This is a genomic window from uncultured Microbulbifer sp., from assembly GCF_947498635.1.
GTDB classification, from domain to species: Bacteria; Pseudomonadota; Gammaproteobacteria; order Pseudomonadales; family Cellvibrionaceae; genus Microbulbifer; species Microbulbifer echini.
The window spans coordinates 25,252-41,954 of record NZ_CANMKV010000018.1; the positions used below are offsets into that span (position 1 = coordinate 25,252).

17 protein-coding genes are annotated in these 16,703 nt (G+C 55.4%); 9 read left to right on the plus strand and 8 right to left on the minus strand.

Annotation, left to right across the window (positions count from 1 at the left end; all coding sequences use genetic code 11):
- Positions 1–768, minus strand: a complete 768-nt coding sequence (locus Q1A69_RS11050) for an exodeoxyribonuclease III (protein WP_299585166.1) — start codon at positions 766–768, stop codon at positions 1–3.
- Positions 769–882: 114 nt separating this feature from the next.
- Between Q1A69_RS11050 and pyrE the strand changes: the two genes are divergently transcribed.
- Both pyrE and Q1A69_RS11060 read left to right on the plus strand, forming a co-directional pair.
- A complete protein-coding gene (gene pyrE / locus Q1A69_RS11055) occupies positions 883–1,533 on the plus strand; it encodes an orotate phosphoribosyltransferase (protein WP_299585168.1) in 651 nt (216 codons plus the stop codon).
- A gap of 49 nt (positions 1,534–1,582) precedes the next feature.
- A complete protein-coding gene (locus Q1A69_RS11060; protein WP_299585170.1) occupies positions 1,583–2,182 on the plus strand; it encodes a hypothetical protein in 600 nt (199 codons plus the stop codon).
- A 95-nt stretch (positions 2,183–2,277) separates the two neighbouring features.
- Here the strand turns inward: Q1A69_RS11060 and slmA are convergent, their stop codons facing one another.
- From slmA to coaBC, 4 genes are all read right to left on the minus strand, one after another.
- The gene (gene slmA, locus Q1A69_RS11065) at positions 2,278–2,886 is read right to left on the minus strand and encodes a nucleoid occlusion factor SlmA (protein ID WP_299585172.1); all 609 of its coding nucleotides are present in this window, start codon (positions 2,884–2,886) and stop codon (positions 2,278–2,280) included.
- A 128-nt stretch (positions 2,887–3,014) separates the two neighbouring features.
- A complete protein-coding gene (gene argB / locus Q1A69_RS11070; protein ID WP_299585174.1) occupies positions 3,015–3,917 on the minus strand; it encodes an acetylglutamate kinase in 903 nt (300 codons plus the stop codon).
- 160 nt (positions 3,918–4,077) lie between these two features.
- Positions 4,078–6,459, minus strand: coding sequence for a phosphomannomutase/phosphoglucomutase (locus Q1A69_RS11075; RefSeq protein ID WP_299585176.1), 2,382 nt, complete (start codon positions 6,457–6,459; stop codon positions 4,078–4,080).
- Between the two features lie 24 nt (positions 6,460–6,483).
- The gene (coaBC, locus tag Q1A69_RS11080) at positions 6,484–7,695 is read right to left on the minus strand and encodes a bifunctional phosphopantothenoylcysteine decarboxylase/phosphopantothenate--cysteine ligase CoaBC (RefSeq protein WP_299585178.1); all 1,212 of its coding nucleotides are present in this window, start codon (positions 7,693–7,695) and stop codon (positions 6,484–6,486) included.
- A gap of 152 nt (positions 7,696–7,847) precedes the next feature.
- Between coaBC and radC the strand changes: the two genes are divergently transcribed.
- The 7 genes from radC (at position 7,848) to Q1A69_RS11115 (ending at position 12,553) form a co-directional block, all read left to right on the plus strand.
- Positions 7,848–8,522 (plus strand): DNA repair protein RadC, encoded by a 675-nt coding sequence (radC, locus tag Q1A69_RS11085; protein WP_299585180.1) that lies wholly within the window; start codon positions 7,848–7,850, stop codon positions 8,520–8,522.
- A gap of 215 nt (positions 8,523–8,737) precedes the next feature.
- Entirely contained in the window at positions 8,738–8,974 is a 237-nt protein-coding gene (gene rpmB / locus Q1A69_RS11090) for a 50S ribosomal protein L28 (RefSeq protein ID WP_299585182.1), read from the plus strand.
- Positions 8,975–9,010: 36 nt separating this feature from the next.
- Positions 9,011–9,166 (plus strand): 50S ribosomal protein L33, encoded by a 156-nt coding sequence (rpmG, locus tag Q1A69_RS11095; protein ID WP_020413983.1) that lies wholly within the window; start codon positions 9,011–9,013, stop codon positions 9,164–9,166.
- A gap of 90 nt (positions 9,167–9,256) precedes the next feature.
- Positions 9,257–10,072 carry a bifunctional DNA-formamidopyrimidine glycosylase/DNA-(apurinic or apyrimidinic site) lyase gene (mutM, locus tag Q1A69_RS11100; protein WP_299585184.1) on the plus strand — a complete coding sequence of 272 codons (816 nt, stop codon included), beginning with the start codon at positions 9,257–9,259 and terminating at the stop codon, positions 10,070–10,072.
- A gap of 62 nt (positions 10,073–10,134) precedes the next feature.
- On the plus strand, positions 10,135–10,293 hold the full coding sequence (locus Q1A69_RS11105) for a DUF5993 family protein (protein WP_299585186.1): 159 nt from the start codon (positions 10,135–10,137) through the stop codon (positions 10,291–10,293).
- 13 nt (positions 10,294–10,306) lie between these two features.
- Entirely contained in the window at positions 10,307–10,852 is a 546-nt protein-coding gene (locus Q1A69_RS11110; protein ID WP_299585188.1) for a disulfide bond formation protein B, read from the plus strand.
- A gap of 66 nt (positions 10,853–10,918) precedes the next feature.
- A complete protein-coding gene (locus tag Q1A69_RS11115; protein WP_299585190.1) occupies positions 10,919–12,553 on the plus strand; it encodes an amidohydrolase family protein in 1,635 nt (544 codons plus the stop codon).
- Between the two features lie 53 nt (positions 12,554–12,606).
- Here the strand turns inward: Q1A69_RS11115 and Q1A69_RS11120 are convergent, their stop codons facing one another.
- The 3 genes from Q1A69_RS11120 to coaD form a co-directional block, all read right to left on the minus strand.
- Positions 12,607–14,244, minus strand: coding sequence for an NAD-dependent malic enzyme (locus tag Q1A69_RS11120; RefSeq protein WP_299585192.1), 1,638 nt, complete (start codon positions 14,242–14,244; stop codon positions 12,607–12,609).
- Positions 14,245–14,404: 160 nt separating this feature from the next.
- Positions 14,405–16,123, minus strand: coding sequence for a gamma-glutamyltransferase (gene ggt, locus Q1A69_RS11125; protein ID WP_299585194.1), 1,719 nt, complete (start codon positions 16,121–16,123; stop codon positions 14,405–14,407).
- Between the two features lie 62 nt (positions 16,124–16,185).
- Entirely contained in the window at positions 16,186–16,662 is a 477-nt protein-coding gene (gene coaD, locus Q1A69_RS11130; protein WP_299585196.1) for a pantetheine-phosphate adenylyltransferase, read from the minus strand.
- Positions 16,663–16,703: the final 41 nt, after the last annotated feature.

The window sequence follows — 16,703 nt, forward strand, 5'->3', positions numbered from 1 at the left end:
TTACACTTCGATATCGTAATCCATCATCACTGGCAGGTGACTTGAAAAATTTACGTTTTTATTGATCGCGCCGTATTCGATACGGTTTTTCAGGCCGTGTGACACGATCTGCATATCGGTGCGCCAGCCATCGCCCTCGCCCACCACACCGCTGGGCCACCAGCTAAATTCATCAGTGTCTTTGACTACGCGGCGGAAGGCATCGACATAGCCGATTTCATTGAACAGTTGGTCCAGCCAGCGTTGTTCATGGCGCATAAAGCCGGGATTGTCCTGGTGATCGGACCAGTTCTGCACATCGGCGCGGCGGTGTGCCATGCCCCAGTTACCGCAGAAAATAAAATCCCGGCGCTTGCGACTGATTTTATGGAGATGCGCCTGCATATCGTCGAAAAACTGAACTTTTTTCTCCAGCGATGCCTCGTCGGTGGCCACTGGGGCGAGTAGGGATCCGACACTCAAGCGCTCAAAGTCCGCCTGTAAATAACGCCCGTACATATCCTCGCCATTGGCAAAACCCATGCCGAAAATAATCGCTTTGGGTTGGCTGCGAGTATAGATCGCCACGCCGTTTTCATGGGGCGTTCCCGAGTCGAAGAAATAGCTGTAATAGCCATCGGGGTGGAATATCGGGTGGTCGAGATCGGGCTCCAGGGCACGGAGGTCCTGTAGGCAGATGATATCTGCATCCTGCTCGGCCAACCAATCGTAAAGGCCGCGTTGTGCGGCCTGATGAATGCCGTCAACAGACAAGCTCACTATTCGCATTATTAGCCCCTTACCAGCGGACTGTGTATCATTAGAAACATTATTTGCATGCCTATCCCCGGAAATGCTACGGGGAGGTCTCCCTTCACCTTAGCTAATAGTTAACAATTTTCCATGCAGCAATATCAGCGCAATTTTATCCAACTGGCCCTGGATCATCAGGTGTTGTGTTTTGGTGACTTCACTCTGAAGTCAGGCCGTCAAAGCCCTTATTTTTTCAATGCCGGCCGTTTCCACACCGGTGCGGCATTGGCCGCACTTGGGCAGGCCTATGCCGAGGCGATTATCGCTTCGGGAGTGGAATTTGACGTCATTTTTGGGCCGGCTTACAAGGGTATCCCGCTGGGTGCGGTGACTGCCGTGGCATTGGCACAAAAGGGCATTGATAAGCCTTTCTGTTACAACCGCAAAGAGGCCAAGGATCACGGCGAAGGCGGAACCTTAGTGGGTGCGCCGCTTAATGGCAAGGTTTTGATTATCGACGATGTAATTACCGCGGGCACTGCCGTGCGTGAAGTAATGCAAATTATCGAATCCCATAGTGCCGAGGCGGCCGGAGTGGTGATTGGTTTGAACCGCCAGGAAAAAGCCAGTGAGGATTGTGAATTCTCCGCTATTCAGCAGGTCGAGCGACAGTTTAATATCCCGGTAGTCAGCATTGTGCAGCTGGACAACATTATCAGTTTCCTCGAGCAGGAATCTCAAGACAGCGAGACTCTGCAAAAAATTGTGAATTATCGGCAGCGTTACGGCGTAACGGGTTAATAAAATAGTCCACCGTCCTAACGGGCCGCACCACTTAGTGAGAAGAGCGATGCGAATCGCCCCTATAGCGCGCTTACTGTTCACCGTTACTCTGCTGCTTAGCACCCTGGCGAATGCCGCGGGTAGTGGGCAGGTGCTCTACCGCTATACCGATGAGCAGGGCATTACGGTGCTCAATGAAGCGATCCCACCGGGGTATGTGGCCCGGGGCTACGAGATTCTCAATTTCTCTGGCCGGGTGATCGAGGTGGTTCCGCCGCAACTGAGTCCGGAAGAGTACGAGGCGCAGCGCCAACAGCAAGCGCGTGAAGAAGCGGATCGCAAGTTGCTCAAGCGCTACAACAGCCTTGCCGACATAGAGAGTGCGCGCAAACGCAAGCTGGCAATTGTCGAGCAGGATATGGCAATTATGCACTCAAATATCACCAGCCTCAGTCGCCAGGTCGCCCAGGAAGAGGCGCAGGCAGCACGCACTCAGCGCGGGGGCCGCGAGGTGGCCCCTGAGCTTCTACAGCGTATCGCCGATTTGCAAAAAGAAGTTTCCGTTTTGCGTGAGAGACTCCAGCGGAGGGCTGAGGAGGAGAGTTCCATCGCGGCGGAGTTCGACAAGGCCGCGGCCCGCTACGCGGAAATCACCTCCAGGACCTGAGTATTTGCGGACTTTCCCTTGCATTGCACAAGTGCGTGTCCGCTTATCCCTATCCCACTGAATTGTTAACGAGTGCAGTCGCGCAGCCAGTTATGTTACCTGGCTGCAGCGACGGTTTCGCGGAAAAAGCCGGAGGTCAGTACCGGCCACTGCTCGGCCCAGTACTCGGTGGGTTTGCGTTTAAAACCGCTGCGCACATATTGCACGATGCGACCCTCAGCGCTGGCCAGCAACAGGTTGGCGGCACCACCCAGGGGCAGTGTCGGGCGCAGGTGCTCGCGCAGTTCCGCCTCGCGCAGAATCTGGCGAATCTGGGTTTCCAGACGATCGAATAGTTGCAGGATACGCCCGTGCAGGCGCTCGGTCTCGCCGGTTAACGCATCGCCCGTCAGCAGGCGAGTAATGCCCGGATTGCGCTCACAGAATGCCAAGAGAAGGTGCAGGATTTTCTGGCAACGCTCCAGCGCCGAGGGCTCCTCCTGTAGGATCAGTGCGATACGGCTGAAAATGGTCTCCTCGATAAATTCTATTAGACCTTCAAACATTTTTGATTTACTGGGGAAGTGGCGGTATAGCGCCGCTTCAGAAAAGCCAACTTCCTTGGCTAGGGCTGCAGTTGTAATACGTGCGCCGGGACTGGCCTCCAGCATATGTGCCAGAGCTTCCAGTATTTGTTGACGCCGATTGATTTTTTCGCTGCTCATTGACTGCCTTTAGTCCACTTGGGGGGGCGGACGGTGGTTTTTGCTCTTGTCGCCTTAATATTACGGCGGCGGAATCCTACCCATTCGTACGTCTGTCTTCAATTGCCAAGCGCAAATACGCGGCGGCTTTATGTCTCACTATTGGTAATCAATGTGCCGACCCCGGTATCGGTAAATATTTCCAGCAGCACTGCGTGGGGTACCCGCCCGTCAATGATGTGGGCAGAAGTAACCCCGCCTTTAACGGCATCCAAAGCACAGGTAATCTTGGGTAACATGCCACCGTAAATGGTCCCGTCTTCAATCAGGCCCTCTACCTGGGGCGTGGTCAGGCCGGTGAGAACCTCCCCCTCTTTGTCTTGCAGCCCTGCCACGTTGGTCAGCAGCATCAACTTTTCAGCTTGCAGGCACTCGGCAATCTTGCCGGCCACCAAATCGGCATTAATGTTGTAGGAAACTCCCTCTTTGTCGACGCCAATGGGAGCGATCACCGGAATAAAGTCACCTCGGGTGAGCATGTTGATTACGTCGGTATTGACCTTTTCCACTTCGCCGACCTGGCCGATATCAATAATTTCAGAGGCGTGTAGACCTGCGCTCTCATTTTTTCGGGAGAGCTTGCGCGCCTCAATCAACAAGCCGTCTTTACCGGTCACGCCCACAGCGCGGCCACCATTTTTGTTGATCAGATTGACGATTTGCTTGTTGACGGTGCCTCCCAGAACCATTTCCACCACGTCCATCGTCTCGCTGTCCGTCACCCGCATGCCGTCGACAAAGCGAGATTCGATATTGAGCTTGTTCAACAGTTGTCCAATTTGTGGGCCGCCCCCATGTACCACCACAGGATTCATACCAACCAGCTTCATCAGGATAATGTCGCGGGCAAAACTGTTTTGCAGCTCGGAATCCACCATGGCGTTACCACCAAACTTCACCACTACGGTTTTATTGGTAAATTGCTGGATATAGGGCAGGGCCTCGTTCAAGACCTGGGCGACGCGCAGTGCGGACTTCTTATCGAGGGACATGGCAATTCCTTTCTGGTGGAGTGCGAATGGGTGGACTCTCCCTGCCACCGACTCGACGTAAAGATACCGCGCAGCTGTGCGGATTTTCTTGAGCAAAATACACCGATGTTGAACCGGTGGCGGCACCTGCCTGTGCCGCGTGGGATTGAAAAAGCACTCGCTAGTCGAGCAATTCCCAGTTGGGAACCACAACCGTTGGAGCAATTTTCTTTAATTGTTCCATGACTATTTGGCGAATGCGCTCCAGGGCTTCTTTATTCTCTGCCTCGAAGCGTAGCGTCAGGGCGCTAGTGGTGTTGGAGGCGCGAACCAGCCCCCAGCCATCGGAAAATTCGATGCGCAGACCATCAATGGTATTGATATCCGCATTGGCGAAATCGCCCTGCTCGCGCAGCTGCTCAATCAGTGAAAATTTCTCCTGCTCGTCGACCGGTAGCAGTATTTCCGGAGTGCTCTCCATTGTTGGTAGGGAGTCGAGGAGTTCATCCAGGCTCTGTTCGCGTAGGGCCATGATTTCGAGAAGGCGCGCAGCTGCGTAAATGCCATCGTCAAAACCAAACCAGCGGTCGCGGATAAAAATGTGCCCGGAAAGCTCGCCGCCGAGGATTGCTTTGGTTTCGAGCATTTTGGTTTTCATTGGAGCGTGGCCGGTTTTCCACATTACCGGGCGGCCACCGTATTGGCTCACCAGTTGCTCGAGGCTGCGGCTGCTCTTCACATCGAAGACAATATTTTCTCCGGGGTGGCGCCCCAGGATATCCCGTGCCAGCAGCATGACCAGTTGATCTGCCCAGGCGATGCGCCCACTACAGGAGATCAGAGTCACGCGATCGCCATCGCCATCCAGGGCTACGCCGAGGTCCGCACCGGTTTCGGCCACCTTGTCGATCAGCGCCTTAAGATTTTCTGGGCGCGAAGGGTCGGGTGGGTGATTGGGAAAGTCCCCGTCCACTTCGCAAAAGAGTGGTGTTACCGCGCAGCCTAGTTGCTCGAACAGGCGCGGCGCCAGTGCCGAGGTGGCACCGTTGCCCGCATCCACCACCAGGTGCGGTTGCCCGGCCAGGGCTACGTTGTTGAAGATCTCATCGATATACTTGTCGGTAATATCCTGTTCGCGATTACTGCCTTCACCACTCTGGAAGGGCCCCTGCTGCATCAGCTGGTGCAGGCCCTGGAGCTTTTCCTCAGCCAGTGGGCGGCCTTTGAGTACGATCTTGAAGCCATTGTACTCGGCTGGGTTGTGGCTCGCGGTTACCATGACGCCGCTGCTGGTGTTCTTTCCTTTGGCGCAGGCGTAGTAGAGCAGCGGAGACGGTACCAGGCCCAAATCGATGCTGTTGCAGCCGCTATCGAGAATCCCCTCCTTCAAGCAGCTGCTGAGCAGTGCACTGCTGTTGCGGCCGTCTCGCCCCACCAGCAGAATTTTTTCGCCGGCGTGTTGCGCCAGCGTGCCGAGGGCGCGCCCCAGTTGGTAGGCAAAGGGCTCGTCGAGCTCATCACCGGCGATGCCGCGAATATCGTATGCGCGAAAAACCTGCAGGGGAAACTCGGGGGTGAGAGGATGCCGTGGCTTGCCCGAGGCCTCGGGGGCGTTTTCAGCGGCACGGCTGTCAACACCCTGCGGCGGGGCCTCTGGGGCGATGCTGGGCGCTGAAGCCAGGCCCTCGGGCAGGGCTTCTCCCTCCAGCGGGTCGCTGGGCACTGGAAGTTTTTCGCCGCTGGCTTTTGCATCGCGTTGGCTGCGTTCCCAGGGCGCGCGGCGGTCGCGGGGCAGGAAGCGAATTAACAGCAGTAGGGTTAGCAGCAACCCGGCGCCGGCGGCAAGATAAATCCACAGTAACGGCAGGCTGTGCTGCTGGGTAAACGCGCTGGAGGGGCTGAATTGCACTCGCAGATAACTATTTTGAAGAGCTACCGAGCTGTTGAACCCACTGCCCTGCCCGCTGCGCCAAAGGGTTTGCTCCGCGGCGTCAGGGAATTTTTGAATGAGTTGGATTTGCCCGTGGCTTTTATCGAGAGCCTCCAAAAACCTCTGTAAAATGCGGAAGGGCTGGCTGACCAGTAGTTGCTCACCGGCCAAGTTCATTACATTGTGCAGTTGCCAGCTGTTATCGATGCCGGTGCGCAGTATTTCCAGTGGTTGTTGGGCGCCCTGTCGAGCGCGTTTGAGCAGGTCCACCAGGGCGAAGTTCAGGGTTGGGTTTGCGCCTGCGCCCACGCGAACTTGCGGTGTTGAAAATACCTGTGTCCTCGACTGTTCTGGCCACTGTGCTGTTTGCAGCAAGTTCTCAACGGTTTGCCCGCTTTCCTCGATTCGCTGCAGTTGCCGTGCGCGCTCGCTCAGGCGTGCGTTCACACTCTGCGCAAATGCTGCCCCCTGTACCTGGGCTGCCGCCTGCACCTGGGCCTGGTTGTAGGGACTGACGATATGCTCGATGATTAAATAGGCTCCACAGAGCCAGGCGACAGCGGCCAGCAGAGAAGGTAGTAACAGCCCTTTGTGCAATAGCGTGTCGCCTTGAATTTTTTTGTTGGAAGCCACGGATTTTCCTGTCGATAACTCTTTTTACGGCTGCGCTTTTGCGGCAATTATCTCAATTAATTGCCGAGCCAGGTCGGCCTTTAGGGCCTGGGGCAAGTGTGTACTGCTATGGCGATCGATCACAGTGACCGCATTGCGATCACTGTTAAAGCCGCTGTTAGTGCTGCTCACATCATTGGCGATAATCATATCGAGGTTTTTGCGCTGTAGTTTGTCCTGCGCATAGTGTTCAACCTGTTGGGTCTCCGCGGCAAAGCCGACAGTGAAGGGGCGCCGCTGGCTGCGCGCGGCGATACCGGCGACGATATCCGGGTTTTTTACCAGGGCGATGGCGCTCTCGTCGCAGCCTTCGCGCTTTTTGATTTTCTGTTCTGCCATAGTGGCGGGGCGAAAGTCGGCGACGGCGGCGGCACCGATAAAAATATCGCAGAGATCGGCCGCGCGCTCGGCGGCTGCGCGCATATCCCGCGCATCGACTACGTCGACCCGCTTCACCTGCGCGGGGGTAGCGAGATTTACGGGCCCTGCAATGAGGGTCACTTGAGCGCCGGCTCTCTGGGCAGCCTCGGCCAGGGCGAAGCCCATTTTACCGGAGCTGTGGTTACTCAGATAGCGCACAGGGTCGAGGGCTTCGCGGGTCGGACCGGCAGTGATTACCACGCTTTTACCGCGCAGGCAGTCGCTGCTGCCGCTGAGCAGGGATTCGGCCTGTTGAGCCAGGTCGGCGGGCTCGAGCATGCGCCCAGGGCCAACATCGCCGCAGGCCTGGCTGCCGGCTGCGGGTCCCCACAGTTGCACCCCGCGCTCGCGCAGGGTCTGCGCATTGACGGCGGTGGCCGGGTGGCGCCACATGGCCTGGTTCATGGCTGGGGCCAGAGCTACGGGCGCCTCGCTGGCGAGGCACAGGGTCGTGAGCAGGTCGTCGGCCATACCGCAGGCCAGTTTTGCCATGACCTGGGCGCTGGCGGGGGCGATCAAGATCAGCTCGGCCCATTTGGCCAGCTCGATATGTCCCATGGCGGCCTCCGCTGCCGGGTCGAGGAGGTCGGTGTGTACCGGGTTGCCGGACAGGGCCTGGAAGGTTAGCGGCTGCACAAACTCACGTGCGCCGGCGCTCATCACCACCCTCACCTGGGCGCCGCGATCTTTCAGGCGGCGAACCAGGTCGGCGCTCTTGTAGGCGGCAATACCGCCACTGATACCCAAAAGTAGGCGTTTATCGGCCAGCGAGGACATAGATACAGTTTCCGATTGTATGCGAGCGGGTTAGATTAGCATTTATGCGTCTGCACTTCCTAAGGCGGAGAATAGACGCGAAAAACGTGGTTGGGGTGTTGGGGGGAGAGTGTTCACAGAAAAAGGGTGTCAGGGAAGACGGAGATAGGCCTATGAAGATCAAGGATTGGCCGGCGGCAGAAAGGCCCAGGGAGAAACTGCTGGCGAAGGGCGCCGGAGCGCTGTCGGATGCGGAATTACTGGCCATATTTCTGCGTGTGGGTCTACCGGGAGTTTCCGCGGTAGACCTGGCGCGCGGCCTATTGAGCGAGTTTGGTGGCTTGCGCGCACTGCTGGAAGTGAATAGAGAGCAGTTTTGCCGCGCACGCGGGCTGGGAGACGCCAAATTTGTGCAACTGCAGGCGGCGCTGGAGATGGCGCGGCGTCACCTCGCCGAGGTCGTGCAGCAGGGCAGCGCGCTATGCAGCCCCGCAGCGGTACGCGACTATCTGGCCATGCAGTTGCGCCACCGGCGCCGGGAGGTTTTTTGCTGCCTGTATCTCGATACCCAACACCGCGTTATTACCTTCGAGGAATTATTCGAGGGCACGCTCAATGCAGCCAGTGTCTACCCCCGTGAGGTGGTGCAGGCCGCCCTTTACCGGGGTGCGGCGGCGGTGATTTTGGCGCACAACCACCCCTCGGGGGTCAGCGAGCCCAGCCAGGCAGATATTTGGATTACCGAGCGTTTGGTCCAGGCCCTGGAGCTGGTGGATGTCAAAGTGTTGGATCACCTGATCGTGGGCGAGGGCAGGGCCCTCTCCTTTGCCGAGCAGGGACTGCTGTAGTCTGGTCGCGATTGATACAGAAGTGCTGTACAAAACTTGCTCCCTAGGGGCTCTTTTGGTATAAAACGCCGCTCTTTGCGGCCGGGCCAGATTCTGCACAGGTTCCGCCGCCATCCAGGAACCGGATTAGAATCCCGATTTTTAAGTTCCCGCACTACCTTTCCCTCTTCAGGATTGGAGCCAAGCGGGCACAAGCGTTTTGAAGAGGCCAACAGATGTCCAAGGTATGTCAGGTAACCGGTAAGCGTCCGGTAACCGGAAACAATGTATCCCACGCCAAGAACCGCACCAAGCGTCGCTTTGTGCCAAACCTGCACAGCCACCGTTTCTGGGTTGAATCCGAGAAGCGCTTCGTGAAACTTCGTGTTTCTGCGAAAGGTATGCGCGTTATCGATAAGAAAGGTATCGATACTGTTTTGGCTGAGCTGCGCACCCGCGGCGAAAAAGTGTAACTGGCTGTATCCAGCTAACTGATTGGAGATTGAGCAATGCGTGAGAAGATTCGTCTGAATTCCAGCGCCGGTACTGGCCACTTCTACACCACTACCAAGAACAAGCGCAACATGCCTGAGAAGATGGAGATTAAAAAGTACGATCCCGTTGTTCGCAAGCACGTTATGTACAAGGAAGGCAAAATCAAGTAATTGCCCTTCGCGTACTCGTAGAAAAAGCCCGGTATACGCCGGGCTTTTTTGTTTCCGATTGCCGGGGCACCCCGCGCCGTAAGATAAAAGATGCCTGAACTTCCCGAAGTAGAAACTACATGTCGCGGCCTTGCACCTCACCTGGAGGGACACAAGGTGCGATCTGTACAGGTGCGCCAGCCGCGCCTGCGCTGGCCGGTGGACCCGGACTTCGCCAAGCACATAAAGAACGCGCGTATTCTCAAGCTGGAGCGTCGCGCCAAGTATCTGTTGGTTCACACCGATAGGGGTTGCGCTATCTGGCATTTGGGTATGTCCGGGAGCCTGCGCCTGATCCAAAGCGAGGAGCGGGCCGAGAAGCACGACCATATCGACTGGCGCCTCGACAGTGGTCTGGTCCTGCGTTATAGAGACCCGCGCCGTTTTGGTGCGCTGCTATGGACTGCGGGAGACCCGCTGAGCCACGATCTGCTCAGCCATTTGGGCCCCGAGCCTCTGTCGGAGGCGTTTACTGGCGACCACCTGTTCTCATCTTCCCGCAGGCGCAAGCAGTCGGTGAAAACCTTCATCATGGATGGTCGTATTGTGGTGGGAGTGGGAAACATTTATGCCAGTGAATCTCTGTTCCTGGCGGGTATCCGTCCCGATCGCGAGGCCGGATCCATATCCCGGGCCCGCTATCTGCGCCTGGCTGAGGTAATCCAACAGGTATTGAGGCGCGCTATTGCCCAGGGCGGCACCACCCTGAGGGACTTTATCGGTGGCGATGGCCAGCCGGGTTATTTTGCCCAGGAACTCAATGTCTACGGCCGCGCGGGACTGCCCTGCCCCACTTGTGGGCGCCCGGTGCGCGATATCACTCTGGGGCAGCGCAATACCTTCTTCTGCGTCCACTGCCAGCGCTGAATTGGGGCGGTGATGGGGAGTTACTACTAGTATCAAAGTATTGCTGTCTGTGGAGATGGCCTGTGGTATTGGTACTGCCTTTTCTCACCGTTCTGATTGCCGCCTGGTATATATGGAAGCGCCGCCAGCGCACCGCCACCGTGTGGTGGCTGCTAACCATGGTGATCTACATCATCTGGTTCATTTATCAGTCGACCAATACGCTGAATCTCTCCTTCTAGTCAGAGTGTCGCTATGGTGTATATGGTTCGAAGACTCGATGCCCTAGCCCTCCTCGTGCTTACGGCGGTCCTCTGGGGCGCGTTTCTTATTGAACTGTATCAGCATCAACTGCCCTGCCCTTTGTGCCTGTTACAGCGCGTCGCTTTTACGATGGCGGGTTTGGGCCTGCTGATGAATCTGCGTTTCGGCGTGCGCCCTGCCCACTATGGGGTTGTGATTCTGTCGAGTATTGCCGGCTTGGTCGCTGCTGGGCGCCAGGTGCTGTTACATATCGTGCCCGGTGATCCCGGTTTTGGAGAGCCCTTTCTCGGCCGGCACCTCTATACCTGGGCGGCCCTGGCATTCTTTGGCTTACTCGCTTACTGCGGAGTCGCGTTAATGCTGGGCTTTTTGCGGCGCAATCTCTCCCCGCGCCGATTTACCTTCCCTGAGAAATTTATTGCCATAGCGTTTCTTACTATCGCTATGGCGAATTTGGTTAGTACTCTGCTTGAGTGTGGTCTCGGCCCCTGTGTCAGCGGCTCATTCGGCTATCACTGGCTCTGGCCCATAGGGTGAGCGGCCGGTGAAGCGGTTATCTCATTGTGCGAGTGGACATGCCTGAGTTTTTGTTTGGGAAGGGATATGCGCCTGCTGTGTTTTTTATCGATATTTTTACTGTTGTCTTGCGACCCCCGGGAAAAGCGCGCGGCTCTCGACAGTACTCTCACACAGCCCGCGCAGCTTATTTTGCGCAATGCCACAATTTATACCGTGGACAGGGCCCGATCCCTGGCATCGGCTATAGCGATCAGAGATGGACGTATTGCCTTTGTCGGCAGTGAGAAAGGTGTAGAAGCATACATCGGGCCAAAAACAAACATTAAGGACCTGGATGGCAAGCTGGTATTGCCGGGTTTTTTCCAGCGGGTAAAAGTCCGTGGTAGTGCCGGGAAAATTAATTTGTTTTCAGGCAAATCTATAGAGGACTATTGCCTGTCGGTATCGCGCTATATTCGGGAAAATCCCCAACAGCAGGTAATTGTTGGGGAGGGCTGGAATATGCAAGCCTTTTCCGGCGAGCCTCCACACAAGGGAATCCTCGATCAAATCAATGATCTTATCCCTATTATTTTATTTTCCTCAGATGGCAATAATATCTGGACAAATTCGGAGGGATTGGCCGCTGCTGGAATCGACAGTGATACTGAGAATCCGCGTGGTGGAGTTATAGAAAAAAATGAACACGGTCTCGCCACTGGTTGGTTGCACGGACGCGGTGCTAAGGACCTATTGCAGAGATTAATACCAGAAAATTCAAGTAGTAACTATCGTGATGATCTGTTGCGTATACAGCGTTTGGCAACTAGGAATGGGATTACCACGCTTTATGAAGCAGCTTTGCACTCTGTGGATGAGATTTCGTGGAAAAATTATAAGGATCAATTATCAACAATCGGTGCGATGGATATACGCCTGCGCACTTCTTGGCCGGTTTCCGCGGATTTTACCGATAAAGAATTCTTACTACTTCAGCAGAGAATCGGACAAATACGCAGTGATGACTTCAGTGTTGATTCAGTCAGTTTTATCGGTTGGGCTGCGGAAATTGCTGAGACGCAGAATGTGAAGGATCGAGCTGCATCACAGGATTACTCGCAGGGGGTGGTGGCTGATTTGGCGCGTCGAGCCAATCACTTTAATCTGCCACTACAGATAGTGGTTTCAGGGAAAGAGTTTACGGCAAGCGCTTTGGAAGCATTGGAATCACTCAAGCCGTTAGGTAGCGATTCCATTCTGCGTAATGTCATTATCAATGCTTCTTTTGATCGTGTTGATTTACAGAGATTAGCACAGGCGAATACTGTCCTATTTATTCAGCCGGAAACCATGTTTGCACACAACATGGCGCTGTTCAGAGTGTCGCAGGAAGATGAATTGAAAGTCCAAAAAAAATATTTCCCATTGGGTTTTTCTCTGTTGTCTGCAGATTTATCCGCGAACCATGCAATGGTGAATCCTCTTGAGGTTATTAAACAGGGATTGGTTTATAAAATTCCTGTCTCTGAAATGATCGCGGCATTTACTATTAATGCCGCCTATGCTGGCGGCCTGGAAAAAGAAACGGGAAGTTTGGAGGCTGGCAAATGGGCTGATTTTATCGTTTTGGATCGGAATATGTTTGGGCTGGAGGAAAGTGAGCAGAGAGGTTTGAAAGTACTTGAAACTTTTTACAAGGGACAATTAGTTTTCGATATAAATAATGAATATGAAAATTAATTTTCGCATGAAATAAAAATGCTAAAGATATTCATGCCGAAGAGCCATTTTTGTTAACAATAAGGGGGATATTCAGCCTTGTAGCTGTGCTCCTGAATAAACTTCAGCATATCTTGCGGTGGCTCCATGTCACTGATCCCAAGTTCAAAAATTTTACGGCCTACTCTTGCGGCGGTATTGAACGAAATCTGTAATATTTGTGACTGTGGTGGGAATAGGCAGCCTTTCTGCAAAAGCGCCTGGTCCACTTGCTCGGCCACGCCGCGGGCTGCCTCAATAAACAGCGCATCCGGTACCCGGTTTGCTCGAGTGACATAAATGGCCATCGCCACAGCTGGGAAAATATAGAAATTATTGGCTTGGCCCGGCAAATAGGTTTTGCCATTCAGAGAGACTTCGGGGAATTGCACTCCGGCCGCATAAATAGCCCGTCCCTGGCTCCAGCTATAGGCCTGCTCGGCAGTGCACTCGGCATGCTCAGTGGGATTGGAGAGTGCGAAGATGATTGGCCGCGGGTTGAGTGCGGCCATGGTTTCCACCACCTCCTGGGTAAATAATTGGCCGGCAGTGCTGACGCCAATCAACGTGGTGGGCTTGTGAATTTTTATAGCCTCGACCAATTGCATGGTGGGTGCTTGGTCGCAGGCGTAGGGCTTCTGAAAATCGAAAAGATCCTTGCGGCTTTTTACCAGGAGTCCTTTTTCATCGAACATAATGATATGGTTCTGCGCGTCTTCCCTGCTGAGCCCTTCATTAATCAGTTCGCTGACAAATAAATCGGCAAGCCCTATACCGGCGGAGCCCGCTCCGGCGAAGAAGATTTTTTCACCCTTTAACGTGCCCTGTTTGATTTTCAGGGCGTTAATCATACCGGCCAGGGCTATGCCCGCGGTGCCCTGAATATCATCGTTATAGCAGCAAATTCTGTCACGATAGCGCTGCAGCAGGTGGACGGCATCACTACCGGTCCAGTCCTCAAAGTGCAGACAGCAGTGCGGGTAGCGCTGCTGTACCGTTTCCACAAACTCATCCACAAAGCGATATAGCGTCTCCGTATCCGGGCGTTTGCGGCGCAGGCCCACATAAAGGGGGTCTGCCAGTACTTGTTCATTATTGCTACCGGCATCCAAAAATAGCGGCAGTAAATGCTCTGGGGGCATACCGCCTGCGGCGGTATAAAGTTGCAACTTACCGATCGGTATTCCCATGCCGTTTGCGCCGATGTCTCCGAGCCCCAGAATTCGTCCACCATTGGTGACACAAATAAAACGTATATCCCGGTCCGGCCAGTGGGACAGGTACTTGGCGACACTGTCCTTTTGTGCAATCGACAGGTAGACACCCCTGACCCTGCGAATGATATGGCTGAATTTGGTGCAGGCTTCGCCGATGGTGGGGTCGTAAATAATGGGCAGGAAGCGCACCGGATCGGACATGACCACCCGGTAAAAGAGGGTTTCATTGGTGTCCAGCAGGCCCGTCAGGTAGACAAAACGATCGATATTCGAGTGCTTGTGATCCAGTTGCATCAATACCCGTTGCACCTGGACTTCGATGGTTTCCACGGCGTCGGGGATTAAGCCACGCAAACCAAACCTGTCGCGCTCGGCTGTGCTAAAGGCGGTGCCTTTGTTGAGGGTGGGGTTGTGCAGGAGTTCGATGCCTGTGGCATGCACTTTGCGTTGATCCAAGAGAGTCCCCTCCAATTACACCGTGGGTTTGCGCTAGCTAGGGGGAAGTATAGGCGGCTGCCACGATGCCTATGTGCTCACCTGCGGGGGTAGCATATGAGGGGATTGCATTTGGAGAGGAGGCTTGCAGGGGGCGAAGGATACGCCCCCTGCGTGAAAGTCAGTGCCCCAGGGCACTGCCTTCGCGGCGGGGATCGGCGCCGCCATAGAGTTTGTTGTCTTTCAGTGCGATGGCGTGAATGCCGCTGTTTAGATCCCTTTCAATGACCCGGTGACCGCGCGCCTCGAGTTTGTCGATCGTGTCCCGGCTGAAGAAGCCTGGCTCCAGTTCTACGCGCCGCCCGATGGCGCCAATATTACCTGCGGCGATGGCCTCGGCAATGGGGATATTCAAGCCCAGGTGATAGAGGATGGTGCGGGCGGTGTAGTCGATGATACGTGAGCCTCCAGGAGAGCCGACCAATAGGCGCAGACTGCCGTCTTTGTTAAAAACCGCCGTCGGCGACATAGACGAGCGCGGTCGTTTGCCGGACTGAATACGATTCGCCACCAACTGGCCGCTGGCGTTGCGGGGAGTGAAAGAAAAGTCGGTCAACTGGTTATTCAGCAGAAACCCCTTTACCAGCAAACGCGAGCCAAAGCCGGTTTCAATGCTGCTGGTCATGCTCACGCCATTGCCGTAGCGGTCCACAATCACCAGGTGGCTGGTATTGGGCATCTCCGGGGATTCCGCCATCAGGCGTTCGGCAGTATCGGTATTGGGGTTACCGGGTTTGGCTGTGCTGGCGCTGTCGGGATCAATCAGCATCGCGCGCTTACTCAGGTAAGCGGGAGAGACCAGGGCCTTACTGGGCACACTGACAAAATCGGCATCGGCGGAATAGGTGTTACGATCGGCAAAGGCCAATTCGGAGGCCTCGATAAACAAGTGGGTGAGCAGGTCATCTCCGACCTCCATTTTGGCGAAGGGAAACTGCTGCAGCATACCCAGTATTCCCCCCACCGTGGTGGCGCCGGAGGAGGGCGCATCCGCACCGCAAATTTGATAATCGAGGAAGTTTGAGCAGAGCGGCTGGCGCTGCTTGGCTCGGTAATTTGCCATGTCCTCCAGGCTGAGTAGGCCGGGATTGCCGGTATCATTCTGTACGGCGTTGACGATGGCCTCGGCGATATTGCCTTTGTAAAAGGTGTCGGCACCGCCCTTGGCAATTGCCCGCAATGTGCGGGCATATTCTGGGTTTTTCAGTCTGTGCCCCACCGGTACCGGGTTGCCATCGCTGTCAAAGAAGTAGCTGGCAATCGCCGGCCTCGCGGCCACTTTAGGCATTTTGCGCAACAACTGGTGCAGCCGCGGTGAAACTTCAAAACCATTCTCGGCTAGCGCTATAGCCGGCTGGAATAGGGTTTCCCACGACAGTTTGCCGTCGCGTTGGTGGGCCATTTCCAGCATGCGAATGACCCCGGGAACCCCCACGGAGTAGCCGCCGATGACCGCCTGTATAAAGGAGCGCGGTCTGCCTTCGTGCATAAAGTAGTTTTCATCCACTGCCGCTGGTGCGGTTTCCCGCCCATCGTAGTAACGCAGCTGCTTTTCGTTTGCGTCATAGCTCAGCATAAATGCGCCGCCACCGATGCCCGATGACTGAGGTTCTACCAGCCCCAGTACCATCTGCGCGGTGATCGCTGCGTCAACGGCGCTGCCGCCCTGGGCGAGGATCTGCTTGGCGGAACGGCTTGCGTGGGGGTTGGCGGTGACCGCCATATACGAGTTGGCGCTGGCGGATTTTATCGCGCTACGGCCGGTATTGACTTCCGGTTGTGGTTCATCGGCCATGGCCGGGGTCAGAATGATGGCGAAGGCGAGGAGAAGGTGACGCACAAAACACTCCGCGGATTGTGGAAAAATCCGCTCGAGTGTATCAGAAATAGCCAATTGCGGGCCTAGCGGAATTTCTCCTTGAGTGCCGCCTGTACCGGGGCCGGAACAAACTTGGTCACATCCCCGCCAAGGGAGGCAATTTCCCGCACTAGGGAGGAGGAAATGTAGGATAAATGTTCTGCCGGGGTCAGGAACAGGCTTTCCATATTGGGCGCCAGTTGACGGTTCATATTGGCCAGCTGGAATTCATACTCAAAGTCGGATACTGCGCGCAGGCCGCGCAGTACACCGTAGGCATCCACCTGGCGTACCAGGTCAGCTAACAAGATATCGAAGCCGATCACCTCTACATTGGGCAGGTGGCCGAGCACTCGCTGGGAGAGCTCTACACGCTCATCCAGAGTAAAAAGTGGATTCTTGCGATTGCTAGCGGCGACGGCCACGATGACATGGTCAAACAGGCGACAGGCCCGCTGCACCAGATCTAGGTGACCATTGGTGATGGGATCGAAAGTTCCGGGGTAGACAACTTTTTTCATACGCCAAGGCTTAATGCGGGCCGAAAGGGATGCGAATGGTA